The sequence below is a fragment of the Kribbella sp. NPDC048915 genome, from assembly GCF_040649595.1.
Classification (GTDB): Bacteria; Actinomycetota; Actinomycetes; order Propionibacteriales; family Kribbellaceae; genus Kribbella.
Genome location: NZ_JBEZFT010000101.1, coordinates 1 through 24145 on the forward strand (window position 1 = coordinate 1; position 24145 = coordinate 24145).

Below are 24145 nucleotides of genomic sequence, written 5' to 3' on the forward strand. Positions count from 1 at the left end.
CCACACGCCACCCACGCCACATGCCCGAGCGTCCCCGGCTCCATCACCACGACCACCGAATCCAGACCAGGCCGTGCATCAATCATCTAGGAGAGATTTCCGGGGTCAGCCGGGCAGGGTTGGCGTGAACCCGGCGAACCGCCGCGGTCGGCGTGAACCGTGTGGCCGGCGCGCCCGCGCTGTGCAACCGCGCGGTACGACCGCGCGCGTCCCCGCAGCCGAGGCCCCTTCAGCCCCGACCGGGACCGCGAACACCCATCCGGGACGTGCACCCCGCCCTCGGACAGTGCACCCCCTCCCTCGGACAGTGCACCCCCGCCCTCGGACAGTGCACCCCGTCGTGGGACCTTGCACACCGCACCCGGGGACCTCGGGGTTCCGGGTTTCCGGGTTTCCGCCCCACGGTGGGTTCACCCACGGTGTTGTGGGTTCCGCACCCTTCACACGGGTCAGGAACCCACAACACGATGGGTAAACCCACCGCGCGGGAACGCGCGCGGTCGTGCAGCGCGGTACAGCGTGGGCGCCGACTCGGTCACCCGAACCCGGACCACCCACGGATCGGTCACAAGAGCCGAGAACCGCTCGTGGTGGGTCGGCTGCGTCACGCGCCCAGGTACGGCACCGGCACACCCGCGTCACGCGCTCAGGTGCGGCGTCGGCACACTCGCGTCGTTCGCCACGGACATCGGTCGTGCCGTGGCTTGAACGACGGACACCGGTCGGCGGGTCAGGAGATGTCGGTGGCGAGCAGATCGTAGGTGCGGGTGTCCTCGTAGCCGCCGTCGCGCCGCGCGTTGGCCAGGCGTTCGGTGCCGACCAGGCTGAACCCGTTGACCTCGGCGACCCGCGCCGATGCGGTGTTCGTCTCCGCACACCGCACCACCAGCCGCCGGCGCCCCAGTCCGCCGTCCTCGATCGGCCGGAACGCGTGCGCGATCACCAGCCGCACCGCGGTCGACATTACCTTGTGGCCGCGGGCGTCCGGGTGCATCCAGTACCCGATCTCGCCGACCGTCTTGTCCCCCCGCCCGCTCAGCCGGAAGATGCTGACGTTGCCGAGCAGTTCGTCCGTGGCAGCGTCGGCGACCGCCCACGCCACTGCCTCACCGCTTGCCGCGGCGTCCGGCCGGCTCGCGATGAACGCCTCGGCATCCGCCATCGTGTACGGCGACGGCATGCCGCTCAGCCAGTGCTGGGTGCGCTCGTCGGCGCAGGCCTCCATCGCCCGCTGCGCATCCGAATTGCGCAACGGCCGCAGCCGGATCCCGCCGTCCTCGATCACCGGGACCGTCCACCACCGGCCGCGTGGCTCGAGGTCGTCGTCCCTGGTGACCGACGCGACCCACTCGTCCTTGCGGACGCCGCGTTGCCGCCCACCGCCCGGAATCGTCACCAGGTCGTGGAATCCGGCCTTCCACGCGACGCGCCGGCTCGCGTAGTTCCCGACGTACGCGCGCCAGATCACCCGCTCCCAGCCGAGCCCGTCGAACGCGTACCGCACCGCGAGCCGCAGCGCCCGCGTCATCACCCCGTGCCCGCGAACCTCCGGCGACACGGCGAATCCGACCTCGCCGACACCGCCTTCACCGTCGCGCAGGTCGATCGTGCCGGCGTACTGCCCGGCGTACTCGATCGCCCACGCCCACATCGTGTGCTCGCGCCAGCCGGCCGGGATCGCCTCGGTGAAGTAGTGCTCGGCGTGCTCGCGCAGGTACGGGACCGGGATGGTGGTCCACGCCTGCATCTCCGGGTCCTGGCACAGCCGGTACCCGGGCTCCACGTCGTCCGCCGTGTGCGCACGCAGGGTCACCACGCCGTCGGTCAGTACGGGGACGTCCTCGGGAAAACGCATGCTTCAGCGTGCCGCGCCGCCACCGCGCGGGCAACACATTTCCCTGACAGCGGCAGATTGCGCGACTAGGCTGTGGCCTGTGAACGCAGCCGGAACAGAACCGTCCCGCGGCCGCGGCGGCCAGCTCGCCGCCCAGCGGCAGGCCACGATCGTTGCCGAGGTCAACAGCCGGGGCGCGATCACGGTCGCCGAACTGGTCGATCGGTTCGGCGTCTCGGACATGACGATCCGGCGCGACCTGGACGCCCTGGACTCCAGCGGTCTGCTGCACAAGGTGCACGGCGGCGCCACCTCGGTCGGGCTGCGGAGCGCGCACGAGCCGGGCTTCGACGCCAAGCTGACCCAGGAATCCGCGGCGAAACAGGCGATCGCGGCCGAGGCGGCGACCCGCGTACAGCCCGACAGCGCGATCGGTATCGGCGCCGGTACGACGACGTACGCGCTGGCCCGCCAGCTGCTGCGCGTGGAAAACCTGACCGTCGTCACGAACTCGGCGCGGATCGCGGACGTGTTCCACGGCAACGGCCGCTCGGACCGCACCGTCGTGCTGATCGGCGGCATCCGGACGCCGTCCGACGCGCTGGTCGGCCCGATCGCGACCGCGGCGCTGGCCTCGCTGCACCTCGACCTGCTGTTCCTCGGTGCGCACGGTGTCGACGCCGAGCACGGCCTGAGCACGCCGAACCTGATGGAGGCCGAGACCAACCGGGCGTTCATCGCGGCCAGCCGCGAGGTGGTCGTGGTCGCGGACCACACCAAGTGGGGGACCGTCGGCCTGAGTACGTTCGCGACCTGGTCCGACCTGGACGTGATCGTCACCGACAACGGCCTGTCCACCGCCGCCCGCAAGGCCATGCGGGACACCGGCTGCGAACTGGTGATCGCCTCGTAGCGGTCAGCTCAGCAGCCGTCAGCTGACCCGGGACGCGCCCGCCGAGGGCGTTGCGGCGAGCGAGACCGGAGCGGTGAAGCCGTGCTCCGCGAAGGCCTTCTCGATCGCGGACAGGACGGCGTCCGCCGCGGCGGCCTCGACCAGCGCGATGATGCAGCCGCCGAACCCGCCACCGGTCATCCGCGCGCCGAGCGCACCTGCGGCCAGTGCGGTGTCGACCGCGATGTCCAGCTCCGGCACTGTGATCTCGAAGTCGTCCCGCAACGAGGCGTGCGACGCGGTGAACAGCGGCCCGACCTCGCGCAGCTTTCCGGCGCGCAGCAACGCGACCGCGTCCTCGACCCGGCGGATCTCGGTCACCACATGCCGCACCCGTCGCCGTACGACGTCGTCCTCCAGCCGGGCGAGCGCGTCGTCGAGGTCCTCGAGCGCGATCGACCGCAGCGCCGGTACGCCGAGCTCGGCCGCGGCCTGCTCACAGCTCTTCCGGCGGGCCGCGTACTCACCGTCGACGTGCCGGTGCGGGGCCTTCACATCGACGACCAGCAGCGTCAGGCCCTCGGCCGGTGGATCGAACGGGATCTGATCGGTCGCCATCGCTCGGATGTCGAAGTACAGCGCGTGGCCCGCGGTGCAGCACATCGACGCCATTTGGTCCATCAGCCCGACGGGCGCGCCGACGTACTGGTTCTCGGCCTTCTGGGCCAGGCGTGCGACCTCGGCCGGGTCGACCTCGATGTCGCACAACCCCAGCAGGGCCACGGATGTCGCGCACAGCAGCGCGGCGGACGAGGACAGGCCCGCGCCGGACGGCAGGTCGGACTCGATCAGCAGATTCGCGCCGCCGATCGCATAGCCGGACTCGCGCAGAATCCAGGCCGCGCCGGCCGGGTACGCCGCCCAGTCGCCGACCGAACCCGGGGCCAACTCGTCGATCGCGAACTCGACGATGCCCTGCTGCCCGGACGACGTGACCGCGATCCGGCCGTCGGCACGCCGGGACGCGGTGATCAGGATCCGGTTCGGCAGCGCGATCGGGAGCACCAGACCGTCGTTGTAGTCGGTGTGCTCACCGATCAGGTTGACCCGGCCGGGGGCCCGCCAGTTGCCGTCCGGCGCGGTACCGAAAACGTCCTGAAAGCTCACGAGCCAACCTTCCGCAGGGTCTCGGCCACGTCCTCGGGCCGGGTGTCGCTGATGAACGCTCCCATGCCGGACTCCGAGCCGGCCAGGTACTTGATCTTGTCCTTGGCCCGGCGGATCGACAACAGCTCCAGGTGCAGGTAGCCGAGTTCGCGGTCGATCCGGACCGGGGCCTGGTGCCAGGCCGCGATGTAGGGCAGCGGCTCGCCGTACAGGCCGTCCAGCCGGTTCAGGACGTCGAGGTACAGCTCGGCGAAGTCGTCGCGCTCGCCGATCGAGAGCTCGTCGATACCGCCGACCTGACGGTGCGGGTACAGGTGCACCTCGACCGGCCAGCGCGCGGCCTCCGGGACGAACGCGGTCCAGTTGCCGTTCTCCGCGACGACCCGGGTGCCGTCCTTGCGCTCGGCGGCCAGTACATCGGCGAACAGGTTGCTGCCGGCAACCTCCTGGTGGGCGCGGGCCTGCGCCATCAGGGTCCGCATCCGCGGTGGGACGAACGGGTAGGCGTAGATCTGCCCGTGCGGGTGGCTGAGCGTCACGCCGATCTCGCGGCCGCGGTTCTCGAACGGGAACACCAGTTCCACGTCGTCGCGGGCGCCGAGCTCGGCGGTCCGGTCGGCCCAGGCGTCGACGACCAGGCGGGCCTGGCCCTGGGACAGATCGGTGAAGGACTGGTTGTGGTCGCTGGTGAAGCAGACCACTTCGGTACGCCCCGGGCCGGCGAAGGACGGGAACCGGTTCTCGAAGACGGCCACGTTGTAGTCGTGGTCGGGGATCTCCGTCGGGTTGCCGGGCTTGCTCGCGCACAGCGGGCACTGGTCCGCGGGCGGCAGGTAGGTCCGGGTGTTGCGGTGGGTGGCGTAGGAGATCACGTCGCCGGTGAGCGGATCGGTGCGCAGCTCGATCTGCGGCTGCGGAGCCGGCAGTCCGCGGGTGTCCGCGAGCGGCACCCGGGCCGGGGCGTCGGCCGGATCGAAGTAGATCAGCTCGCGGCCGTCCGACAGCCTGGTGTCGGTCCGGCGTACGCCACGGGGTGTTTTCATCGTGTGACCCTCCCGGCCGTACGACGCGTCCGGCCAGGAACCATCGTAAACCAACAAAGTCGAACATGCATCGGTGGACCGCCCACCGGTAGAGTTGACAGATGGACGACCACGCCCAACGCCCGCCCTCTCGGCAGTCGACGAGAGGGCGCTAGGACAACCCACCCATGAACGACACCCTGCTCAACATCGTTCTGATTCTCGTCTTCGTGCTGATCGGCGGGGTCTTCGCTGCAGCCGAGATGGCGCTCGTCTCGCTTCGGGAAAGCCAACTCAAGTCGCTCGCCCAGCGCGGCAAACGCGGTGAGACGGTCGCCCGGGTGGCCGCCAATCCGAACCGGTTCCTGTCCGCCGTGCAGATCGGCGTGACGCTGATGGGCTTCCTGTCCGCCGCCTTCGGTGGCGCGACGCTCGCGGACAGCCTGTCCCCGCACCTGCAGGACCTCGGACTGCCCAAGTCGGTGTCCGACACAGTCGCGCTGGTGCTGATCACGGTGCTGATCTCGTACGTTTCGATCGTGCTCGGCGAGCTGGCCGCGAAGCGGCTGGCGCTGCAGCGGGCGGAGGGCTTCGCGCTCGCTCTCGGGCCGCTGGTCGACCGGATCGCCTCGGTCGCCCGGCCGGTGATCTGGCTGCTGTCGAAGTCGACCGACCTGGTCGTCCGCGCGCTCGGCGGCGACCCGAACGCGAACCGTGAGGTGATGTCCGACGAGGAGCTCCGCGACCTGGTCTCGGCCAGCGAGTCGCTGGGCGAGGAGGAACGCAAGATCGTCGACGACGTCTTCGAGGCGGGCAGCCGGCAGCTGCGCGAGTTGATGCTGCCGCGTACCGAGGTGGACTTCGTGGACGCGGAGATGCCGGCGTTCAAGGCGGTCAAGTTCGCCGCCGAGCGGCCGCACTCGCGGTACCCGGTGATGAACGGCTCGGCCGACGACATTGTCGGCTTCGTACACGTCCGGGACCTGTTCGATCCGGCCGTCGCGACCCGCTCGGTGCGGGTCGGCGACCTGGCGCGCGACGTGCTGATGCTGCCGGACACCGCGAAACTGCTGCCGACCCTGACCGAGATGCGCCGGCGCAGCACGCATCTCGCGATCGTGCTCGACGAGTACGGCGGTACGGCGGGCATCGTCACGCTCGAGGACCTGGTCGAGGAACTGATCGGCGACATCAAGGACGAGTACGACGAGGAGGCGGCCGAGACGACCCGCCTGCGCAGCGGCGACATCGAGGTCGACGGCCTGCTGAACCTCGACGACTTCGCCGACGCAACGGCGCTCGAGTTGCCCGACGGTCCGTACGAAACGGTCGGCGGGTTCCTCGCCGCCAGCCTCGGCAAGGTGCCCAACACCGGCGACGAAGTGTCCTTCGGGGCCCACACCCTGACCGTCACCGAAATGGACGGCCGCCGGGTGGCCCGGGTTCGCCTGCACCGGGTCAAGTCGGCCGAAGAGGATCAGCTCCCCGCGGAAACGCCGGCCCCCGCGGTCGACTGAGGTCGCCGCGGTCAACGCGGGGTGGGGCCGCCCGGAAACCCTGCCTGGCCGAGTTTTCCGGACTTTCCGGAGCCGGATTTTCCGGGATTTCCGGGCTTGGCCTTGCCCGGCGGTTGCTCGGCGGTTGCCGGACGAGGCTTGGCCTGGCGATTGGACTGTTGCTTGGACTGTTGCTTGGACTGTTGCTTGGACCGGGGATTGGAGGCGCGGGTCTGCTGGGTGGCCGGCTGGGTCGGCTTCGGTGGTGCGACCGTCCTGGCCGGTTCGGCGGGAGCAGGCGCCGGGCGCGGCGGTGGAGTGGTCTGTTGCGGAGCCTGGGCGGGGGCGAGGTTCTGCGGTGCGACCGGCGTACCGAAGTACTGGGTGCTGAGGACGGCGGCAGCCAGGGTGCCGGCGGCGGCGATCAGTGCGGCGACGGCCATCAGCAGGGCGCGGCGGTCGGCACGCCGCCGGGGTGCGGGTACCGCTGTCGGCGCGAACCAGGAATCGGCGAGATCGAAAGCGGCGATCTCGTCGGTGGTGGGTCGCTCGGCCGGCTCCTTCGCCAGCATCCGCCGGATCAGCGCAGCCACCGCCGGCGGAATCTCGTCCGGAACGTCCACGGTGGCGTGCACATGCTGCGCCAGGATCTCCGTCGGGCTCTCGCCCCGGAACGGCGGCCGACTCGTGAGCAGTTGGTACAGCACACACCCGAGCGCATAGACGTCGGAGGCCGGTGTCGCGGGCCGGCCCACCGCCCGCTCGGGTGCGAGGTACAGGCTGGTGCCGAGGATCGTGCCGGACGACGTGGTCTCGGGATCGATCGGCGACTGGGCGATCCCGAAATCGGCGATCTTCACCGTCCCGTCGACGTCGTCGATCAGCAGGTTGTCGGGTTTGATGTCGCGGTGCACGATGCCGTGGCGGTGCGCGGCCGACAGCCCGGCGGCCACCTGCCGGGCGATGTCGACCGCGCGGTCGACAGTGAGCGGTCCGTGCAGCGCGAGCTCGTGGGCGACGCTGCGGCCCTCCAACAGCTCCATGACCAGGTAGTACTCGCCGTTGGAGTGGCCGAAGTCGTACACCGACACCACGTGCCGGTCCCGTACCAGCGCGGCTGCCCGCGCCTCGCGCTGGAACCGTGCCGCGGCAAAAGGGTCACGCAGGTCCGCCCGCAGCAGCTTGACCGCTACCGGGCGTCCCAGGATCTCGTCGCATCCGCGATAGACCTCGCCCATCCCACCGTGGCCGAGGATCTCGGTCGTGCGATACCGCTCCGCAAGCAGCACGTCACCCCAGTACCCCCAAAGGCCGCTGACGATTCAGGCAAAGTGCTCCCGAATCCGTTCCAGGGCCGGTTCGGCCTGGCTGAGCACCGAGATATGGCTGAGCTCCGGGTGCAGCCGGAGCGTTGCGGAAGGCAACTGGCCGGCCAGCCACTGCGCGTGGGTGCACGGGATGATGCCGTCGGCGGTGCCGTGGTTCAGCAGCACCGGCGCGGTGACCGAGGCCGGGGTGCATCCCCACGGCGTGGTGTAGGAGCAGTCGTCGTCGATCAGCCCGTCGGGGCCGTGCGGCATGGCCGCGTTCCCGGCGACCGAGCCGAGCCAGCCCCAGGGCCCTTCGAACATGGCCAGATCGGAGGCGGTGAACTGGAAGTCGTACTCGGCGCCCGAGTTCTCGTGCCGCACCTTGGCCTCCCGGCCGGCCGCCGCGGCCTGCAGCGCGGCGCGGCTGGACGGGATCATACCGTCGTACCAGTCGAGACCGTGGGCGTCGTACGGCGCGATCGCGGCGAAGGTGGCGACCGCCGGCACCCGATCGCCGAGGACCGCGGCCGCGCCGAGCGCGAAGGTCCCGCCGCCCGAGTAACCCACTTGCGCGCACTCGCCCACGCCGAGCTCGTCCAGCAGCACTGTCAGGTCCTGCGCGACCGACGCCACCGTGCGATACGGCGCCGCGGTCGAGCCGCCGTACCCGGGGCGGTCGAACGAGATCCAGCGGATGCCGAGGCGGTCGCTCGCCTCGGACAGCGGTTGGGGCGGGGTGCCGAGGTTGGGGGTGCCGTGGTGCCACACGACCGCGACGCGGGAGTCGCCGCCGGTGTCGTAGGCGTGCAACACGCGGCCGTCGGGCAGGCGAACGTCGAACTCGGGCATGCCCGCCAGCCTAAGGTCGCCTCAGACTGTGGTGCCGAAAGTGCCGAAAGTGCCGAAAGTGCCGAAAGTGCCGAGAGTGCCGAACTGCCGAAATGTCGAGTGCGGCCGGGCGCTTCCGACCTCTGCTGCGAGAACCGGCAACTGCGACGAAAGGACTCCGGTCATGAAGTACCTGCTGCTGATCCACAGCAACCCCGTCACCTGGCGGCACCCGTCGTTCCTGCACACCGAGGAAGGCAAGGCGCTGCCGCGGAAGGCCCGGGACGCGCTGGTGGCGCAACTCGACAAACTGCTCGACGAGCTCGAGGCCAGCGGTGAGCTGATCAACGCCGTGCCGCTCGAGCCGCCGTCGAAGACCCGGGTGGTCCGGGTCCGCGAAGGCGTCCGGGCGACCACCGACGGCCCGTACTCCGAGGCGAAGGAACAACTCGCGGGCGTGTTCCTGATCGACGTCGCTTCGCAGGAGCGCGCCGAAGAGGTCGCCGCCACCATCCCGGAGGCGGAGTTCTACGCGGTCGAGGTCCGCCCGGCCTCGGTCTTCGACTGAGTCGAGACCAGGCGCTGATGGGTTTGGGCGGTGGCCAGGGCTGGATCGAGGGCTCCCAGAGCCAGCCACGTGGCGCCGCCCACGCCGTCCCGGGCGGTCAGCACCTCGCCGGCGAAGTGCCGGCGGATGAGTTGTCCTACTGGTGACGATTCACCGGCCACGCTGCCCGCGAGCACCATCGGGCCCTTGTCTGACGTTGTCTTCAAGCGGGCAGCGGTTTCCGTGAGCAACTCGGCTGCGCGTTTCACCAGGGTCCGCGCGGTCTCGTCGTCTTGTGCGTACGCCGTGATCACGACCGGCGCGAGTTCCGCCAGCAGGACGGGCGGGCGGCTGTTCACGGTCCGCACCAGGTCGTCGCGCAACGCGTCGTACCCCTCACGGTGCGCGGTGGCGTTGTTGTCGCGATCGGGCAGGATCGCTTGCACGACGGCCTGTCCGAGCAGGCCGAGCGGCTCGCGCAGATCCAGCGCCTGCAACACACTGCGGACCGCTTCGCGGCCGAGCCAGAAGCCGGAGCCGTCGTCGCCGAGCAGCCAGCCGTGGCCGCCCGCGGTACGCACGAGCTGGTGGTTGCGCACCAGGCCGGCGTTGCTTCCGGTGCCCGCGATCAGCACGGTGCCGTCCGGTTCCGGCGTACCGGAAGCGAATGCGACCTCGAGATCGCCGATGTAGCCGGGGGCAACGGTCAGTCCGGCGCCGGTCCAGGCGGCCTCGAACTGTGCCGCCACGTCCGGTCGCGCGAGCGCGACGCCGCCCGCCATCCCGACGACCGCGGCCTTGACCTCCGTCGGGTCGAGACCGGTCAGCGCGGCGTGCAACGCCTGAGCGAAGTTGGCGGCCGCGCTGGCGGGGTGGCTGGTCGGGTTCCCGCCCGCCGCGGCACCCCTGCCGACGACGGTGCCGCTTGAGTCGGCGACGATGATTCGGGTGGAGGTGCCGCCGAGGTCACCGCCCAGGACCAGTGGTCCCGCAGGTCTGCGAACCACCTGCGCCGCAGGTGTGCTGTCAGCGTCCGGAAGCGGGCGGTCGACCGACATACGCGATGCTCCAAACTGCTCGGAAGAGCCTATAAAAAAGCACAATGAAACAAGGTTACGCAACGGTCCCGATCTGAGGTGATCACCCGGATGAGCCTTGACTTTAGCTGCGAGTTGAGAAAAGTTCTGTCCAGCAAACCGCAAACTTGCGCATTTGTCGGCACTTGGAGTGTCGCTGTATGCAGGATGAACGAGGGGTGGGCCGGCTGATGGCCAGCGAACACACGGGGGAGAACGACGACTTGGGCGGCGTCAGCGCGCAGGCTTATGTTCAAACCCTGATGCCGATCCTCGCAGCGGTCACCACCCAGATCGACGGCCCGATTCAGCGGGCCGCCGACCTGATGACGGAGTCCCTGCGCGCGAACGGCGTCATCCAGGCCTTCGGCTCCGGCCACTCCGAGGCGCTCGCGATGGAGATCGCCGGCCGCGCCGGCGGGCTGATCGCGACCAACCGGATCGCGTTGCGCGACCTGGTCCTGCTCGGCGGCGAGCCGCGCGAGCTGCTGCGCAGCGCCGAGCTCGAGCGCGACCCGCAGTACTCCCGGAAGCTCTACGAGCTGTCCGCGGCCCGCGCGGGCGACCTGTTCGTGATCGCGTCGAACTCCGGCGTGAACGGCTCGATCGTCGAGCTCGCCAGTGTGGTCAAGGAGAAGGGCCACCCGCTGATCGCGATCACGTCGCTGCAGCACACCGGCGGGATGGAGTCGCGGCACCCGTCGGGCAAGAAACTGATCGACTTCGCCGACGTGGTCCTCGACAACCACGCGCCGTACGGCGACTCCGTCCTCGACCTGCCCGGCGGCGCCGGCAAGGTCTGCGCGGTGTCGTCCATCACCGCTGCGCTGATCGCGCAGATGCTGGTCGCGGAAGTGCTCCGCCGGATGACCGATGCCGGCGAGACGCCGCCCGTCTACCTGTCGGCGAACATCCCCGGCGGGGACGAGCACAACCACGCTCTCGAAGCACAGTACGCCGGCCGGATCCGGCGTACGGCCTGAATCATCACTCGGAAGGCGGCATCATGACCACTCCCAACAACTTCTCGCGGCGGCTGTTCCTGCAGCGAGCAGCGGTCGGCACCCTGCTGGCGACCGGCGGCAGCACGTTGCTGGCCGCCTGCGCCGGCAGCGGTAGCGACGACAGCGGGTCCGGCGGTGGCGACGCCGAGAAGACGTCGGACAACCCGTTCGGCATGGCGGCGAACTCGACCGTCGAAGCGGTCATCTTCAACGGCGGCTACGGGTACGACTACGTGCAGTTCGCGGCCGACATCATGCAGAAGAAGCAGTCGGGCACGACGGTCAAGGTGTCGCCTTCCACCCAGATCGCGCAGCAGTTGCAGCCGCGCTTCGTCGGCGGCAACCCGCCGGACCTGATCGACAACTCCGGCGCGAACCAGATCGGCTTCAACACGATCCTGGACAGCCTGGCGACCCTCGACGACGTCTTCGAGGCGAACAACTACGAGGGCACGAAGATCGCCGACACGCTGTACCCGGGCGTCAAGAACCCGGGTACGTACGACGGCAAGTTCGTCGCGATGAACTACGTGCTCACGCTGTACGGCCTGTGGTACTCCGACAGCCTGTTCCAGGAGAACGGCTGGGAGCCGCCGAAGACGTACGACGCGCTGCTCGACCTCGGCGCCAAGGCGAAGGCGAAGAACAAGTACCTGTTCGTCTGGGGCAAGGAAGCCGCCACGTACTACCACACGATGGCCGTCGACTCGGCGATCAAGGAGGGTGGCGACGAGGTCCGGCTGGCGCTGGAGAACCTCAAGGAGAACTGCTGGTCGATGCCGCAGATCCAGAGCGTCTTCAAGGCCCTGGAGACGATGGTCAAGAACGGGTACTTCGTGCCCGGCGGCGCCGGTACCCAGTTCACCGCCGCGCAGGCGAAGTGGAGCAACGACCAGCAGGCCATCCTCTACCCCTCGGGCTCGTGGATCGAGAACGAGATGAAGAAGGCCACCAAGGCCGGCTTCAACATGAAGGGCATCCCGGAGCCGACCGTCACCGACAGCCCGAAGCTGCCGTACGAGTCGCTGCGCAGCGCGGCCGGTGAGCCGTTCATCGTGCCGGCCAAGGGCAAGAACGTTGCGGGCGGCAAGGAACTGATGCGGGCGATGCTGTCCAAGGAAGCGGCGACCAACTTCGCGAAGACCCGGCTGGCGCCGACCATCGTCAAGGGCCTGGTCCCGCCGGACGGCTTCGGTTCGACCGCGCTGCAGTCGCAGACCGCGATGCTGGACGCCGCCGGCGAGAACATCTTCGACTACAAGTTCGTCACGCTGTACGGCATGAACACCGACAACCTGGTGGTCTGGAACTCGTTCCTGTCCGGCCAGCTGGACGCGGCGGGTCTCACCAAGGGGCTGCAGCAGATCACCGACAAGGTCCGCAACGACAGCTCGGTCAAGAAGATTCCGGTCAACGAGTGACCAGCACGCCTGAGGCCGTGCCGGGCGGCGGACCCCAGCGGTCCGTCACCCGGCGCCGCCGGCCGTTGACCTTCGACCGCGCCAGTTTCATGGTCGTGTTCCTCGGTCTGCCGTTGGCGGTCTTCCTGATCTTCGTGGTGTCGCCGTTCGTCCAGGCGCTGTGGTACTCGCTGACCGACTGGTCCGGGTTCAGCCCGGGGCAGAACTTCGTCGGCCTGGACAACTACGTCCGGCTGTTCCACGACGACATCTTCCTGAAGGCCGTGCGCAACAACGTCCTGCTCGCGATCGTCGTGCCGATCACGACCATCGTGCTGGCGCTCACGCTGGCCACGCTGGTGACGGTCGGCGGCTCGGGCATCGGGACGGTTCGTGGTCTGAAGTACTCCGGGTTCTACCGGATCGTGTCGTTCTTCCCGTACGTGATCCCGGCGATCGTGATCGGCCTGATCTGGGCGCAGGTGTTCACCCCGGGCTCCGGCGTCCTGGACGCCGTACTGGCCAAGATCGGGCTCGAGCAGTTCGAGAACTTCGCCTGGCTCGGGGACGCCCGCACCGCCATGCCGGCCTCGATGTTCGTGATGGTCTGGGGCTTCGTCGGTTTCTACATGGTGCTGTTCATCGCCGCCATCCGGGGCATCGACCCGGAGGTGTTCGAGGCAGCCCGGATCGACGGCGCCGGGCGGTTCCGGACGGCGATCTCGATCACGGTGCCGCTGATCCGCGACAACGTGCAGACGGCGTACATCTATCTGGGCATCGCCGCCCTCGACGCGTTCGTCTACATGCAGGCGCTGAACCCCGGCGGCGGACCGCAGAACTCGACGCTGGTGATGCCGCAGCAGCTGTTCACCACCGCATTCACCAAGGGACAGTTCGGTTACTCGACGGCGATGGGCGTCGTGCTGGCCGCGGTGACGATGCTGTTCGCGCTCCTGGTGTTCACGGTGAACGCCTTGACCGGTGGGCGGGACACGAAAGTGAAGGTACGCCGATGACTACCACTGCCGCCGACGCGACCGACCGGTCCGGCCAGGTCGCCGGTTCGCGCGCGCCCGCCCACGGGCCGCGGGAGGGCAAGGGAGTGGCGGCGACCGCCCACTTCGCGCTGATCCTGTGGTCGTTGCTGGTGGTGCTGCCGCTGCTGTGGACGCTGCTGTCGTCGTTCAAGTCGACGCAGGAGGTTCTCGGCAACCCGCTGTCGCTGCCCGGCAAGCTCCGCCTCGAGAACTACGCGAACGCGTGGACCACAGCCGGCATCGGCCGGTACTTCTTCAACACCGTGATCGTCGTCGGCTCCGCCCTGGTGCTGGTGATGATTCTCGGGGCGATGTGCGCCTACGTGCTGGCGCGGTTCACGTTCCCGGGCAACCGGCTGATCTACTACTCGATGCTGGCCGGTCTGACCTTCCCGGTGTTCCTGGCGATCGTGCCGCTGTTCTTCGTGCTGAAGAACTTCGGTCTGCTGAACACCTTGCCAGGGTTGATCGTCACCTACGTTGCGTTCGCGCTGCCGTTCACCGTGTTCTTCCTGCACAGCTTCTTCAAGGCGCTGCCGCACGAGGTGTACGAGGCGGCGCAGATCGACGGCGCGGGTGAGTGGCGGACGTTCTTCCAGGTGATGTTGCCGATGGCCCGCCCCGGGATGGCGTCGGTGGCGATCTTCAACTTCCTCGGGCTGTGGAACCAGTTCCTGCTGCCGGTCGCGCTGAACACCGACTCGAAGAACTACGTGCTTTCCCAAGGCATGGCGTCGTTCGCGTCGCAGGCCGGGTACGCGGTCGACTTCGGTGCGCTGTTCGCGGCCGTGGTCATCACCGTGGCGCCGGTGCTGGTGGTCTACATCATCTTCCAGCGGCAGCTGCAGGTGTCGGTGACCGCCGGCGGCGTCAAGTAGCCACCTCGACGTACTAGCCTGCCGGAGTGCTGAAACGGCGGACGTTACTGCAGGCGGCGGTGGCCGGTGCGGTCCTGAGCGGATGCTCCGAGACCCCGGCCGCCCCGCCTGTGTCGAAGGACAATCCGTTCACCGTGGACTCCGCGGCCCCGGTCGACGTGGTGATCGGTGCGGAGTACGGCGGTTTCGCGGCGGCGGCGTACCGGAAGAAGTACCCCGGCGCCGCCGTCAGGCCGCAGCTGACACCGCAGCTGTCCGAACAGTTGCTGCCTCGTTTCGCCGCGGGTAACCCGCCCGATGTCGTGCACAGCGTCGGCGACGACAAGCTGCAGCTCGGCCGGCTGATCAAGGAGAACCAGCTCTCCGACCTGCAGCAGTTGCTGGACGCACCGTCCTGGGACAACCCGGAGCTGACGGTCAAGGACCACCTGCTGCCCGAGCTGCTCGAGTTCGGCCGGTACGACGGGACACAGCGCAGCATCAACTACATCGCGAGCGTCTACGGCATCTGGTACTCGGCGAGCCTGTTCCAGCGCAACGGCTGGGAGGTACCGCGCACCTGGCCGGATCTGCTGACACTCGGCGCCGACATGAAGGCCGCCAAACTCGGGCCGTTCGTCTACGCCGGCACACATCCGTACTACCTGCTGGAGCTCGTCCTGACGCTGGCCGCCAAGACCGGCGGTCCGGACGTGGTGAAGCGGATCGACAACCTCGAGGACGGCGCCTGGCAGGACGAGAGCGTCACCCGCGCGATCACCGCGGTCGGTGAACTGGCGAAGCGCGGGCTGCTCGCGCCCGGTACGGCGACGTACGACCACATCGGGTCGCAGAAGCGGCTGCTCGCGTCCAAGGCCGGCATGCTCCCGTGCGGCAACTGGCTCGAGAACGAGATGAAGGGCCTGGTCCCCGCGGACTTCGCGTTGACGATGTTCGCCGTACCGGCCCTGGACAGCTCGCCCGCACTCCCCAGCGGAGTCCACGTCGGGGCGACGGCGCCGTTCCTGGTGCCGGAGAAGGCGCGGAACAAGGCCGGTGGCCTGGAGTACCTGCGGGCGCTGCTGTCGGCGGACGTCGCGGCACAGGTCACATCCGAGTCGAGCCAGCTGACCATTGTCCGCGGTGCGGCCGACGGCCTCGAGACGAGTACGGCGCTCCGCTCGGCCCGCGACCTGCTGACCGCGGCCGGTGACCAGCTGATCATCTGGTACTTCGACGACTGGTACCCGGAATTCGCTGATGCCGCGGCCACGACGACGGGCCAATTCATGGCCGGCGGTCTGTCCCAGTCCGAATGGACCGCGCGCATCCAGGGTGCTGCTGACCAGCTGAAACAGGACTCCGGGGTGACCAAGTACCACCGGGACTGAGCCGCAAAATTCCCGTCGCGCAGCGCGCGCTTCCGCCGTACGCTCGGAGGAGGGGAGTGACGGTGATGGCGTGGCTTGCGGTAGTGGTTCTGTTCCTGACGCTGTGCGTGCTGCTGAGCCTGCTGCTGCCGAAGCCGCCGCCCTCGCGGTGGCGGCGTCGGCTCCAGCGGCGGACTGATCGGCTGGTGCGGCGGCTGCGGCCGCGCGCGCAGCCGGAGCCCGATCCCTTCGACACACTGAGGTTGCAGACCCGGCTGGGGCACCTGTCGAGCAAGATCCGGCGGATCGAGTCCACACCTCACGTCTACGCGCGGGCGCACAAGCTGATGGCGCTCGAGGCGGCGTACGACGATCTGCTCGACGAGGCGTGCCGCCTGGCCGGGTGCCCGGATCCCGGCGAGCAGCAGCGGTCCGAGGCGAAGCGCTGGCAGGAGGAGCAGGAACTGGCCGCCCGTGGCTGGTCCTGGTAACACAGAGCGACCTCATAGCCCCCGAAATATGACTGACAGCCCTCCCGGGTGCGGAGTGCTTCCGGGACGCTGGCAGAATCGGAGGCATGTCCCATGCTGCGTCTGACCCCTCCGCAGCCGGTTCCCAGCGACGCCCCCGCGTGCTCTCCGGGATCCAGCCGACGGCGGACTCCTTCCACTTCGGCAACTACCTCGGTGCGTTGCGGCAGTGGGTGGCCCTGCAGGACGACCACGACGCGTTCTACTGCGTCGTCGACCTGCATGCGATCACCGTCGAGTACGACCCGAAAGCCCTCCGCGAGCGCACCCGCCGGTCCGCGGCCCAGCTGCTGGCCGCCGGCATCGACCCGGAGCGGTCCACCCTGTTCGTCCAGTCGCACGTGCCCGAGCACGCCCAGCTGGGGTGGGTGCTCGGCTGCCTGACCGGGTTCGGCGAGGCCAGCCGGATGACGCAGTTCAAGGACAAGTCCGCGAAGGGCGGCGCCGACCGCGCCACCGTCGGCCTGTTCACGTACCCGATCCTGCAGGCCGCGGACATCCTGATCTACCAGGCCGACCGGGTTCCGGTCGGTGAGGACCAGCGTCAGCACCTGGAGCTGACCCGCGACCTCGCGCAGCGCTTCAACCACCGCTTCGGCAAGACCTTCCGGCTGCCCGAGCCGTACATCGTCAAGGAGACCGCGAAGATCGCCGACCTGCAGGAACCGGCGGCGAAGATGAGCAAGTCGTCGTCCTCGCCGGCCGGCATCATCGACCTGCTGGACGACCCGAAGGTGAGCGCGAAGAAGATCCGGTCCGCGGTCACCGACTCCGGCCGGGACGTGATCTTCGACCAGGAGAACAAGCCCGGCGTGGCGAACCTGCTGACCATCTACTCCGCGCTCACCGGCAAGAAGATCTCCGAGCTCGAGGACGAGTACGCCGGCCGCGGGTATGGCGACTTCAAGAAGGACCTGGCCGAGGTCGTGGTCGAGTTCGTCACCCCGTTCCGGGAGAAGACGATGACCTACCTGGACGACAAGGCGCAGCTGGACGCGATCCTGGCCGTCGGCGCCGAGCGGGCCCGGGCGGTCACCGAGCCGACGTTGGCGCGGGTGTACGACCGGCTCGGGTTCGTCCCCGGCCCGCCCCAGGGCCGGTAGGCCGCCGGTGACCACGATCGGTGTGGCGATTCCGATCGCCGAGCCGTACGGGACCGAGCTGCAGAAGTTCCGGGCCGACTTCGGTGACCCGATGGCCGCTTCGATCCCGACGCACGTGACGCTGCTGCCGCCGACCGAGATCGAGCCGAACGACCTGCCGGGGATCGACGAGCACCTGCTCGCGGTGGCGGCCCGGTTCCCGCGGTTCCGGATCCGGTTGCGCGGTACGGCGACGTTCCGGCCGATCTCGCCGGTGGTGTTCGTACCGCTCGCGGAGGGCATCTCGTCGTGCGAGGTGCTGCAGTCGCAGGTCCGCTCCGGCCCGCTGAACGTCGCCCTGAAGTTCCCGTACCACCCGCACGTCACGGTCGCGCACGACCTCGAGAAAGACGCCCTCGACCGTGCGTACGACACGCTGGCGGAGTACGACTGCGCCTTCGACGTCGACCACTTCAGCCGTTACGAACACGGCACCGACGGCGTGTGGCGGCCGCAGCGCTTCTTCCCGCTGGCAGGCTGAGTCTCCGTCCTCGGGGTACAGGAGATTCATGAGCGGTATCAAGCGCATCTGGCAGCGGTTCACCAAGTCGCAGCTCTGGCGGGCCTGGCAGCGCTACGGCGACCGGCGCGGTAACCGGCTGGCCGGAGCGACGACTTTCTTCGGGTTTCTCTCCCTTTTTCCGCTGATCGTGCTGGCCGCGGCGGTGGTCGGATCGCTGCTCGGCGACGACGCGATCGACAAGCTCAAGGAGGCGCTGCAGAAGAACCTGCCGGGGATCGGCGACAAGATCGACATCGACGGGCTGATCGCGCACGCCGGCACGATCGGACTGGTCTCCGCCGTGACGCTGCTGTTCACCGGCCTCGGCTGGATCGACTCGCTGCGCGCCTCGATCCGGTCCATGCACGAGCTCGACGACGAGCCGGGCAACGCGATCAAGCTGAAGGTGGTCGACCTCGGCGCACTGATCGGCCTCGGGCTGATCGGGATGATCGCCACCGCGGCCTCGTCGGTGCTGAGTGGCCTGTCGCGGCGGATCGTCGAATGGGTCGGCATCGACGGCACCTGGATGGCGAAGTGGGGCCTCACCGCGGTCGGTATCGTGCTCGGGATCGCGGCCGGCGCCGCGATGTTCCTGTACCTGCAAACCGCGCTGCCGCGGATCGTCCTGCCTCGCCGGGTGGCGCTGATCGCGGCCGTTGCCGGCGGCATCGTGTTCTACCTGGCCCAGCGGCTCGGCAACCTGTACGTCAACCACGTGATCGGCTCGAACGCGGCGTACGGCGCTCTGGCCCTGCCGCTGGCGCTGCTGGTGTGGATCTACTTGATGACCCGCGTGATCATGCTGATTGCCGCGTGGACCAAGGAAGCCACCCTCGACGCCCACGCCGCCGAGGAAGCCGAACAGGAGGCCGTTGCCGGTCCGGCGGAGATCGAGCCCCTCCTCCTCGGCCCGCCCGGTAAGCGCTACAAGGTCATCCCCATCCCGAGCCGCAAGGCCGACACCGTCGCCGTCGCGGCCGGCACCGTCCTGGGCATCACCGTCACCGCCCTCGCTGTCCAGGCCGCCCGCGCCTTCCGTGTGATCCGCACCCGCTGACGCCACGCGCTCAGTGGCGGCCGGCGCTCAGTGGCGGCGGCGACGTAGTGTTCGGGGGCGGCGGAGGAAGAGGCCGAGGAGCAGGACGGGCGGGGCCGCGTAGGCCCAGTCGGGGATGCGGAAGGCGAGTGACTTGACCGCCTGGCCGGGGTTGAGGGCGGTGCGGGCCTGCGACGCGCCCGTCGTACTGGAGTTGCGAGTGGTCGCGGGCTGGGACTTCGGCTGGGCTTTCGGGGGCTGCCCGGTGGCGGGCTTGACCAGCGCGCCGACCGGCTTGAGTTTGCCGTAGTTCGTGAACGTCCAGGTCAGCAGCTTGCTTGCGTCCTCGGTGATGCCGTGCGGCGAGTTCATCATCGTCACGACCAGCGTGTGCCCATTGCGTCGCGCGGCGCCGACGAACGTGTTCCGCGCGAGCGTGGTGTAACCCGTCTTCACGCCGAGCGCGCCGTCGTAGTTGAACAGCAGCTTGTTCTGGTTCGCGACCTGGTACGTGCCCTTGTTCCCGACGTTCGGGAAGTTCGTGTACTTCGTCGCGGCGTACTTCGCGAAGTCCGGCCGCTTCAGCCCGGCGCGCGCGAACAACGCCAGGTCGTACGCGCTGGAGTACTGCCCGTCGGCGTCCAGCCCGGTCGGGTCGGTGACCGTGGTGTCGAGCGCGCCGAGCTCCTTGGCCTTGGCGTTCATCCGCCGGATCGTCGCCTTGACGCCACCCTGGTCGTGCATGCACAGCGCGTTGACGGCGTCGTTCCCGGAGGCCAGGAACATGCCTTCGAACAGCTGGTCGACGGTGTAGCGCAGGCCCGGGTACACCCCGACCTTGCTGCCGATGATGCCCGCGTCGGCGTCCGTCCCGACGACCGGGTCGGTCTTCTTGAGCCGGGGGAGCAGCACCAGAGCGGTCAACGTCTTCAGGGTGCTGGCCGGGCGCAGCTTCGCATGCGGCGCCTTGGCCGCGAGCACCTGCCCGGTGTCGACATCGGCCACGACGTACGCCGACGCCTGGACGGCCGGCGGCGTCGCGCCGGAGGCGACGACCGTCGGCTTCGCCGTCAGCAGCTCGCCGCCGACCGGGCCTTGGGCGGCCTGGGCGGCGGCGGTCGCTGTCAGAGGGCCGGCGACCACCAGTGCGGTGGTCGCGCAGGCCGTCAGAAGCAAACGCATCGGCGGCACTCTAGTTGGCCGACGGTGCAGATGTCACAGGTGGGTCTCATCCCCGCTTTCAGGCCCGCTCTCAGGCCCGGTAGGCGGTCCACATGTTGCTGATCCGCGTGGACTGCCCGGGGGTGAACTGGTTGTAGCAGGAGTCGTAGGAGTAGTCCATGTAGTTGTGGATCGGGTCCACCCCCGGCAGCGAGCAGGAGTCCCGTCCGGTCGGGCAGCCGCTCGACGGGCTGCTCTGCGCGGGCGTGTCGGCGACCGAGTCGTTCGTGCTCGTGCAGCCGCCCTGGAACGTGTGGTACAGCCCGAACCAGTGACCGGCCTCGTGGGTCGCGGTCTTACCGAGGTTGTAGTTGGTCGCCGAGCCGCCGGGCAGCGAGCTGTACTGCACCCGGATACCGTCGATCTTCGGGTTGCTCGCGTAGTCCCACGGGAAGGTCGCGATCCCGAGGTACGAGAAGTCGACCAGCCAGATGTTCAGCGCGTTCTTGCCGCCCTGACGGGTCTGCGAGCGGTACTGCGTGCTCTGCTGGTCGCGATGCCAGCGGTCGTTGTAGAACCGGTCTACACCTGCCAGGTAGAACGAGAACCCGGTGTTCGCGGCCTGTGACGACTCCTGGCCGGCGAAGTTCTGGTTCAGCTCGGCGATCTGCTGGTTGATCTGCGTCTGGGTGACGTCACCGGCACCCGACTTGCTCAGCATCACGTGGATGTACACCGGGACGCTGGCCGAGGCGAGCGTGCCGGCCTTGGGCGCGACCCCGCGCTTGGACTTCAGGATCTGCGCGGTCCGGGCCTCGATGGCCTGCTGCTCGGCTGCCGACAGTTCCCGGTGGTCGGCGCCGTGGCCACCACGGGCCGCGGAACCTTCCTCCGGCGTGAAACAGGCCGCCTTCGCGACCTCGTCGACAGGCACCTGAGCGGTCGCCTGCCCACCGAGCGGACTGAACGCCAACGCGGACCCGGCCAGCAGAACGGCCAGCGCGCGCGGACGGGTAACGAAAGATCGCATAGCAATCCTCCACAAATCGGGCCACTTGGGCGGTGCGGCCGAATCCCGCGATTTTCCCCACCGGGCCGATACCTGCCAACCCATTCCCTGACCCCCTGGTGCCACGGCACCATCGCGCCTCGCCGGCTCAGCGCCTGAATCGATCGGTGAACAGGCAACGAGTTGACCGGGCCGACCGAACGCTGTCGCCATCCTGAGTCTTGCCAGTTACCGAACGATCGATGAGGCGGTGAGTAGTGCGCCGGGGGACCCCGCGCGCGGGAGATTGCGTGATCTGGGAGGGGAATATTGATGGGAGTGGCGCAGGGTGGCCGACGCTGACGAGTTGTCGGCGGCGGGCGAGGCGACGCGGTGGAAGCCGGCTCCCGGGGGCTGCAGGTTGAGCTGGACTACTTGCCTGGTCGCCGAGGAGGTGGGAAGCAGCGGGGCGTTCGCCGGTGCCATCGCGCTCCCGTCCGGTGCTGGCGTGTTGCAGGCGACGCCGCGGTTGTCGCAGTACCGGGGCGAGGTCGTAGGCCGGATCTTCGAAGCGCCGGCGCCTGTGCTGCTTGACGAGGTGCCTGTCTGCTTGACGAGGTGCCTGTGCTGCTTGACGAGGTGCCTGTCTGCTTGACGAGGTGCCTGTGCTGCTTGACGAGGCGTCCGTGCTGCTTGACGAGGCGTCCGTGCTGCCCGACGACGCTCGTGGCCAGACGGCTTCAAACGCTTCAAACTCGTTGACGAGTCTCTGCGCTGTATTTCAATCGAAGCTATGCCTCGGGGTCGCAACGCAACTGGTTGGCGGCTCCGACGAGTCGCCCAATTGGCATCGAATCCCAGGCGAAGCTCGTTGAATCGACCGAGTGGTAGAACCTGGTGAGGCGATCAGCGTCGGCGGTGGCCGAGCGTCACCCAACGCGCGTCGATGGCCTGACGTTGCAGGCGGAGCCGGACGGGGCATAGCCACCGCCGCTGGGGCGTCGCCACCGGACTTGGGCCGTGGCGGGGAGCTCTTGTGGAGGGCACGTTGGCGTTCGCGGTTCACTGCACCCGCCGCAGCGCCGCGGTTCGCACACTCGACAGTGCGAACCGCGGGTGATCGTTGGCCGGATCGAGTTGCTCGAGGTACCACTTCAGCATCGCCGATCAGCCCAACGGAGTTGCCAAAACATCCGCTCAGCCAAACCCACTTGCATGCCAGCTGCTGCCCAGCTCATCCGCCACTTTGAGATCGCCCGTGATCGCAACTATGCCGCCGATCGTGTCCGCATCCGCGTGAGCCGGGGTTCCCAACGGTTGCTGCAAGCAACTATGTGCGCAGTCTCTACACCGGTGCCCGCGTGCGGCACGTCTCCAGCGAAGAGTTCACAAACGACTTCATCAACGCGATCCGCGACGACAAGGCGTCCCAGTTCCAGCGCCGGTACCGCGATGTCGACGTCCTGCTGATGACCAGCAGCACCGAGATGGTGCGCGGAGCTTCAGGCGCTGGCTCGCACGCTGTTTGAACCGTCCCGGGTTTGATGCACCCTCGGTTATGTGAGTGCGACCGGTGGGTCGTCTCGGGTTTGTGCATGGTAGTCGGCCTCGGCTTCGGCGGGTGGGCGTCGGTCGGGGCGGTACATGAGCCTGGTGGTGTTGTACCAGTGGATCCAGTCGGCGGTGATGGCCTCGAGGTTGGCGAGGCTGGTGAGTGGTCCGCGGCGAAATGGTGAGTCGTTGCGGATGCATTCGGTCTTGTAGAGCCCGATGGTGGTCGCGGCCAGGGCGTTGTCGTAGGCGTCACCGACTGATCCGATCGACGGGCTGAGACCATGCAGTTGCAGGGTCTCGGTGAGGTGCACCGATGTGTATCGGGACCCTATCGGGGTGATGAATGACCTTGTTTTGCAGGGTGTTCAGCGATCTGCCTTGCCTGGCGCGGAGTGCCGCGGCTTGGGCGATGGCGCGTTCGACGAACGCGGTGTGCTTGGACGTGGAGCACTGCCAACCGGCGATGAAGCCGGCGAAGGCGTCGATCACGAAGGCTGTGTAGGCGAACGCGCCGCTGGTCGGCCGCACGTAGGTGAGGTCCGCGACCAGCAGCCGGTTCTGTGCCGGCACCCGGAACCGCCGGTTGACCAGGTCCGGTGCCCGGGTCGCGGCCGGGTCCGGGATCGTGGTGCGTGGCTTCTTCGCGCGGGTCGCACCCCGCCAGCCGTGCGCCTTCATCACCCGCTGCACGGTGCAGCGCGCGACCTGGATGCCCTCGCGGTTCAGGTGGGCCCACATCTTCAGCGACCCGTACAGCGACCCGTAGAGCGACTCCGGCGCCCGTCGGCCGTGCTCGTCGGGCTCGTCAGGCTCGTAATAGCGGCCGGCACCTTGGTCACGGCCAGCTCCCACAGCGCACGTTTCGACGGCGCCCGCCGTGCCCAGGCGTAGTAGGTTCTCGGGGCGATCTGGCAGCCGTGCCCAGTCAGCGCACGGCAGATCGGAGCGACCCCGAACCGAGCCTTGTGCTCGGCCTTGTGCTCGGCCCTGTGCTCGGTGATGAACCGGCAGATCACCGCTGTCGCGGGTCGCTGTCCCGCACGAAGAAACTCGTCGCCGCCTGCAAGATCTCAATCGTCTGTTCCAGCTCGGCGTTCTTGCGCTTCAGCTCCCGGATCTCCCGCGCCTGCGACGTCGACACCCCCTCGGCCTCACCAGCGTCGACCGCGGCCTGGCGAACCCAGCGCCGCAACGTCTCCGCCGTCATCCCGAGCCGGCCCGCGACCGTGCTGATCGCCTCCCACTCACTGGCGTAATCACCCCGGTGCTCGGTCACCAACGGCAACCGAACGGGCCTTACCCCCGGTTCGTGGACACGGGTGGTCGATTACGCCGCTGACGGGAGGGTAGCGGGGTAGAGGGTTTCGTAGGTGTTCGGGGAGTGGT

Annotated in this window: 20 protein-coding genes and 2 pseudogenes; 13 read left to right on the forward strand and 9 right to left on the reverse strand. The window is 68.7% G+C overall.

The features are described from left to right. Positions 1 to 730: 730 nt before the first annotated feature. Positions 731 to 1855 (reverse strand): GNAT family N-acetyltransferase, encoded by a 1125-nt coding sequence (locus tag AB0B82_RS31910; protein WP_360177056.1) that lies wholly within the window; start codon positions 1853 to 1855, stop codon positions 731 to 733. Between the two features lie 79 nt (positions 1856 to 1934). Between AB0B82_RS31910 and AB0B82_RS31915 the strand changes: the two genes are divergently transcribed. After that, positions 1935 to 2747, forward strand: coding sequence for a DeoR/GlpR family DNA-binding transcription regulator (locus AB0B82_RS31915; protein WP_360177059.1), 813 nt, complete (start codon positions 1935 to 1937; stop codon positions 2745 to 2747). 18 nt (positions 2748 to 2765) lie between these two features. On the opposite strand, the gene galK is transcribed toward AB0B82_RS31915, so the two are convergent. Continuing rightward, positions 2766 to 3893 (reverse strand): galactokinase, encoded by a 1128-nt coding sequence (gene galK, locus AB0B82_RS31920; protein ID WP_360177062.1) that lies wholly within the window; start codon positions 3891 to 3893, stop codon positions 2766 to 2768. Beyond that, complete coding sequence (gene galT / locus AB0B82_RS31925) at positions 3890 to 4936, reverse strand: galactose-1-phosphate uridylyltransferase (RefSeq protein ID WP_360177065.1); 1047 nt, start codon at positions 4934 to 4936, stop codon at positions 3890 to 3892. Before galT ends, galK begins: the two co-directional genes overlap by 4 nt. 167 nt (positions 4937 to 5103) lie before the next feature. Here galT and AB0B82_RS31930 point away from each other — a divergent pair, with 167 nt between their 5' ends. Beyond that, entirely contained in the window at positions 5104 to 6432 is a 1329-nt protein-coding gene (locus AB0B82_RS31930; protein ID WP_360177068.1) for a hemolysin family protein, read from the forward strand. An 11-nt stretch (positions 6433 to 6443) separates the two neighbouring features. Here the strand turns inward: AB0B82_RS31930 and AB0B82_RS31935 are convergent, their stop codons facing one another. Together AB0B82_RS31935 and AB0B82_RS31940 are read right to left on the reverse strand one after the other, a co-directional pair. Further along, positions 6444 to 7700, reverse strand: coding sequence for a serine/threonine-protein kinase (locus AB0B82_RS31935; protein WP_360177071.1), 1257 nt, complete (start codon positions 7698 to 7700; stop codon positions 6444 to 6446). A 33-nt stretch (positions 7701 to 7733) separates the two neighbouring features. After that, a complete protein-coding gene (locus AB0B82_RS31940) occupies positions 7734 to 8570 on the reverse strand; it encodes an alpha/beta hydrolase (protein ID WP_360177074.1) in 837 nt (278 codons plus the stop codon). A 163-nt stretch (positions 8571 to 8733) separates the two neighbouring features. On the opposite strand from AB0B82_RS31940, the gene AB0B82_RS31945 reads away from it, so the two are divergent. Beyond that, positions 8734 to 9117, forward strand: coding sequence for a YciI family protein (locus tag AB0B82_RS31945; RefSeq protein ID WP_360177077.1), 384 nt, complete (start codon positions 8734 to 8736; stop codon positions 9115 to 9117). Here AB0B82_RS31945 and AB0B82_RS31950 read toward each other — a convergent pair. Further along, a complete protein-coding gene (locus AB0B82_RS31950; RefSeq protein ID WP_360177080.1) occupies positions 9078 to 10154 on the reverse strand; it encodes a BadF/BadG/BcrA/BcrD ATPase family protein in 1077 nt (358 codons plus the stop codon). The genes AB0B82_RS31945 and AB0B82_RS31950 overlap by 40 nt on opposite strands. Positions 10155 to 10333: 179 nt before the next feature. On the opposite strand from AB0B82_RS31950, the gene AB0B82_RS31955 reads away from it, so the two are divergent. The 9 genes from AB0B82_RS31955 to AB0B82_RS31995 all read left to right on the forward strand — a co-directional run bounded on the left by AB0B82_RS31955 (position 10334) and on the right by AB0B82_RS31995 (position 19077). After that, entirely contained in the window at positions 10334 to 11155 is an 822-nt protein-coding gene (locus AB0B82_RS31955; RefSeq protein ID WP_360177083.1) for an SIS domain-containing protein, read from the forward strand. A gap of 23 nt (positions 11156 to 11178) precedes the next feature. Further along, complete coding sequence (ngcE, locus tag AB0B82_RS31960) at positions 11179 to 12597, forward strand: N-acetylglucosamine/diacetylchitobiose ABC transporter substrate-binding protein (RefSeq protein WP_360177086.1); 1419 nt, start codon at positions 11179 to 11181, stop codon at positions 12595 to 12597. After that, positions 12594 to 13595 (forward strand): sugar ABC transporter permease, encoded by a 1002-nt coding sequence (locus AB0B82_RS31965; protein ID WP_360177089.1) that lies wholly within the window; start codon positions 12594 to 12596, stop codon positions 13593 to 13595. Before ngcE (AB0B82_RS31960) ends, AB0B82_RS31965 begins: the two co-directional genes overlap by 4 nt. Further along, positions 13592 to 14494 (forward strand): carbohydrate ABC transporter permease, encoded by a 903-nt coding sequence (locus AB0B82_RS31970; RefSeq protein WP_360177092.1) that lies wholly within the window; start codon positions 13592 to 13594, stop codon positions 14492 to 14494. Before AB0B82_RS31965 ends, AB0B82_RS31970 begins: the two co-directional genes overlap by 4 nt. A 26-nt stretch (positions 14495 to 14520) precedes the next feature. After that, entirely contained in the window at positions 14521 to 15864 is a 1344-nt protein-coding gene (gene ngcE / locus AB0B82_RS31975) for an N-acetylglucosamine/diacetylchitobiose ABC transporter substrate-binding protein (RefSeq protein WP_360177095.1), read from the forward strand. 65 nt (positions 15865 to 15929) lie between these two features. Further along, positions 15930 to 16334, forward strand: coding sequence for a hypothetical protein (locus tag AB0B82_RS31980; protein ID WP_360177098.1), 405 nt, complete (start codon positions 15930 to 15932; stop codon positions 16332 to 16334). Between the two features lie 86 nt (positions 16335 to 16420). Then, positions 16421 to 17476 (forward strand): tryptophan--tRNA ligase, encoded by a 1056-nt coding sequence (trpS, locus tag AB0B82_RS31985; protein ID WP_360177101.1) that lies wholly within the window; start codon positions 16421 to 16423, stop codon positions 17474 to 17476. A gap of 22 nt (positions 17477 to 17498) precedes the next feature. Next, positions 17499 to 17996 carry a 2'-5' RNA ligase family protein gene (locus AB0B82_RS31990; RefSeq protein ID WP_360177104.1) on the forward strand — a complete coding sequence of 166 codons (498 nt, stop codon included), beginning with the start codon at positions 17499 to 17501 and terminating at the stop codon, positions 17994 to 17996. A gap of 28 nt (positions 17997 to 18024) precedes the next feature. Then, positions 18025 to 19077 (forward strand): YihY/virulence factor BrkB family protein, encoded by a 1053-nt coding sequence (locus AB0B82_RS31995; RefSeq protein WP_360177107.1) that lies wholly within the window; start codon positions 18025 to 18027, stop codon positions 19075 to 19077. Between the two features lie 27 nt (positions 19078 to 19104). Here the strand turns inward: AB0B82_RS31995 and AB0B82_RS32000 are convergent, their stop codons facing one another. Both AB0B82_RS32000 and AB0B82_RS32005 read right to left on the reverse strand, forming a co-directional pair. Next, a complete protein-coding gene (locus AB0B82_RS32000) occupies positions 19105 to 20238 on the reverse strand; it encodes a D-alanyl-D-alanine carboxypeptidase family protein (protein WP_360177110.1) in 1134 nt (377 codons plus the stop codon). A 70-nt stretch (positions 20239 to 20308) separates the two neighbouring features. Continuing rightward, positions 20309 to 21247, reverse strand: a complete 939-nt coding sequence (locus AB0B82_RS32005; RefSeq protein ID WP_360177113.1) for a zinc metalloprotease — start codon at positions 21245 to 21247, stop codon at positions 20309 to 20311. Between the two features lie 1286 nt (positions 21248 to 22533). On the opposite strand from AB0B82_RS32005, the pseudogene AB0B82_RS32010 reads away from it, so the two are divergent. Further along, positions 22534 to 22677, forward strand: a pseudogene (locus AB0B82_RS32010) (DnaA/Hda family protein); the annotation flags it as partial. Positions 22678 to 22761: 84 nt separating this feature from the next. Here the strand turns inward: AB0B82_RS32010 and AB0B82_RS32015 are convergent. Continuing rightward, positions 22762 to 24044: pseudogene (locus tag AB0B82_RS32015) on the reverse strand (IS3 family transposase). Positions 24045 to 24145 lie beyond the last annotated feature (101 nt).

Bases quoted from the DNA above. Each gene is read 5' to 3' on its own strand.
- AB0B82_RS32000 (WP_360177110.1), bottom strand. From the start codon at position 20,238: ATGCGTTTGCTTCTGACGGCCTGCGCGACCACCGCACTGGTGGTCGCC.
- AB0B82_RS31970 (WP_360177092.1), top strand. From the start codon at position 13,592: ATGACTACCACTGCCGCCGACGCGACCGACCGGTCCGGCCAGGTCGCC.
- AB0B82_RS31950 (WP_360177080.1), bottom strand. From the start codon at position 10,154: ATGTCGGTCGACCGCCCGCTTCCGGACGCTGACAGCACACCTGCGGCG.
- AB0B82_RS31980 (WP_360177098.1), top strand. From the start codon at position 15,930: ATGGCGTGGCTTGCGGTAGTGGTTCTGTTCCTGACGCTGTGCGTGCTG.
- trpS (WP_360177101.1), top strand. From the start codon at position 16,421: ATGTCCCATGCTGCGTCTGACCCCTCCGCAGCCGGTTCCCAGCGACGC.
- ngcE (WP_360177086.1), top strand. From the start codon at position 11,179: ATGACCACTCCCAACAACTTCTCGCGGCGGCTGTTCCTGCAGCGAGCA.
- AB0B82_RS31955 (WP_360177083.1), top strand. From the start codon at position 10,334: ATGCAGGATGAACGAGGGGTGGGCCGGCTGATGGCCAGCGAACACACG.
- galT (WP_360177065.1), bottom strand. From the start codon at position 4,936: ATGAAAACACCCCGTGGCGTACGCCGGACCGACACCAGGCTGTCGGAC.
- AB0B82_RS31995 (WP_360177107.1), top strand. From the start codon at position 18,025: ATGAGCGGTATCAAGCGCATCTGGCAGCGGTTCACCAAGTCGCAGCTC.
- AB0B82_RS31945 (WP_360177077.1), top strand. From the start codon at position 8,734: ATGAAGTACCTGCTGCTGATCCACAGCAACCCCGTCACCTGGCGGCAC.
- AB0B82_RS31910 (WP_360177056.1), bottom strand. From the start codon at position 1,855: ATGCGTTTTCCCGAGGACGTCCCCGTACTGACCGACGGCGTGGTGACC.
- AB0B82_RS31940 (WP_360177074.1), bottom strand. From the start codon at position 8,570: ATGCCCGAGTTCGACGTTCGCCTGCCCGACGGCCGCGTGTTGCACGCC.
- AB0B82_RS32005 (WP_360177113.1), bottom strand. From the start codon at position 21,247: ATGCGATCTTTCGTTACCCGTCCGCGCGCGCTGGCCGTTCTGCTGGCC.
- AB0B82_RS31930 (WP_360177068.1), top strand. From the start codon at position 5,104: ATGAACGACACCCTGCTCAACATCGTTCTGATTCTCGTCTTCGTGCTG.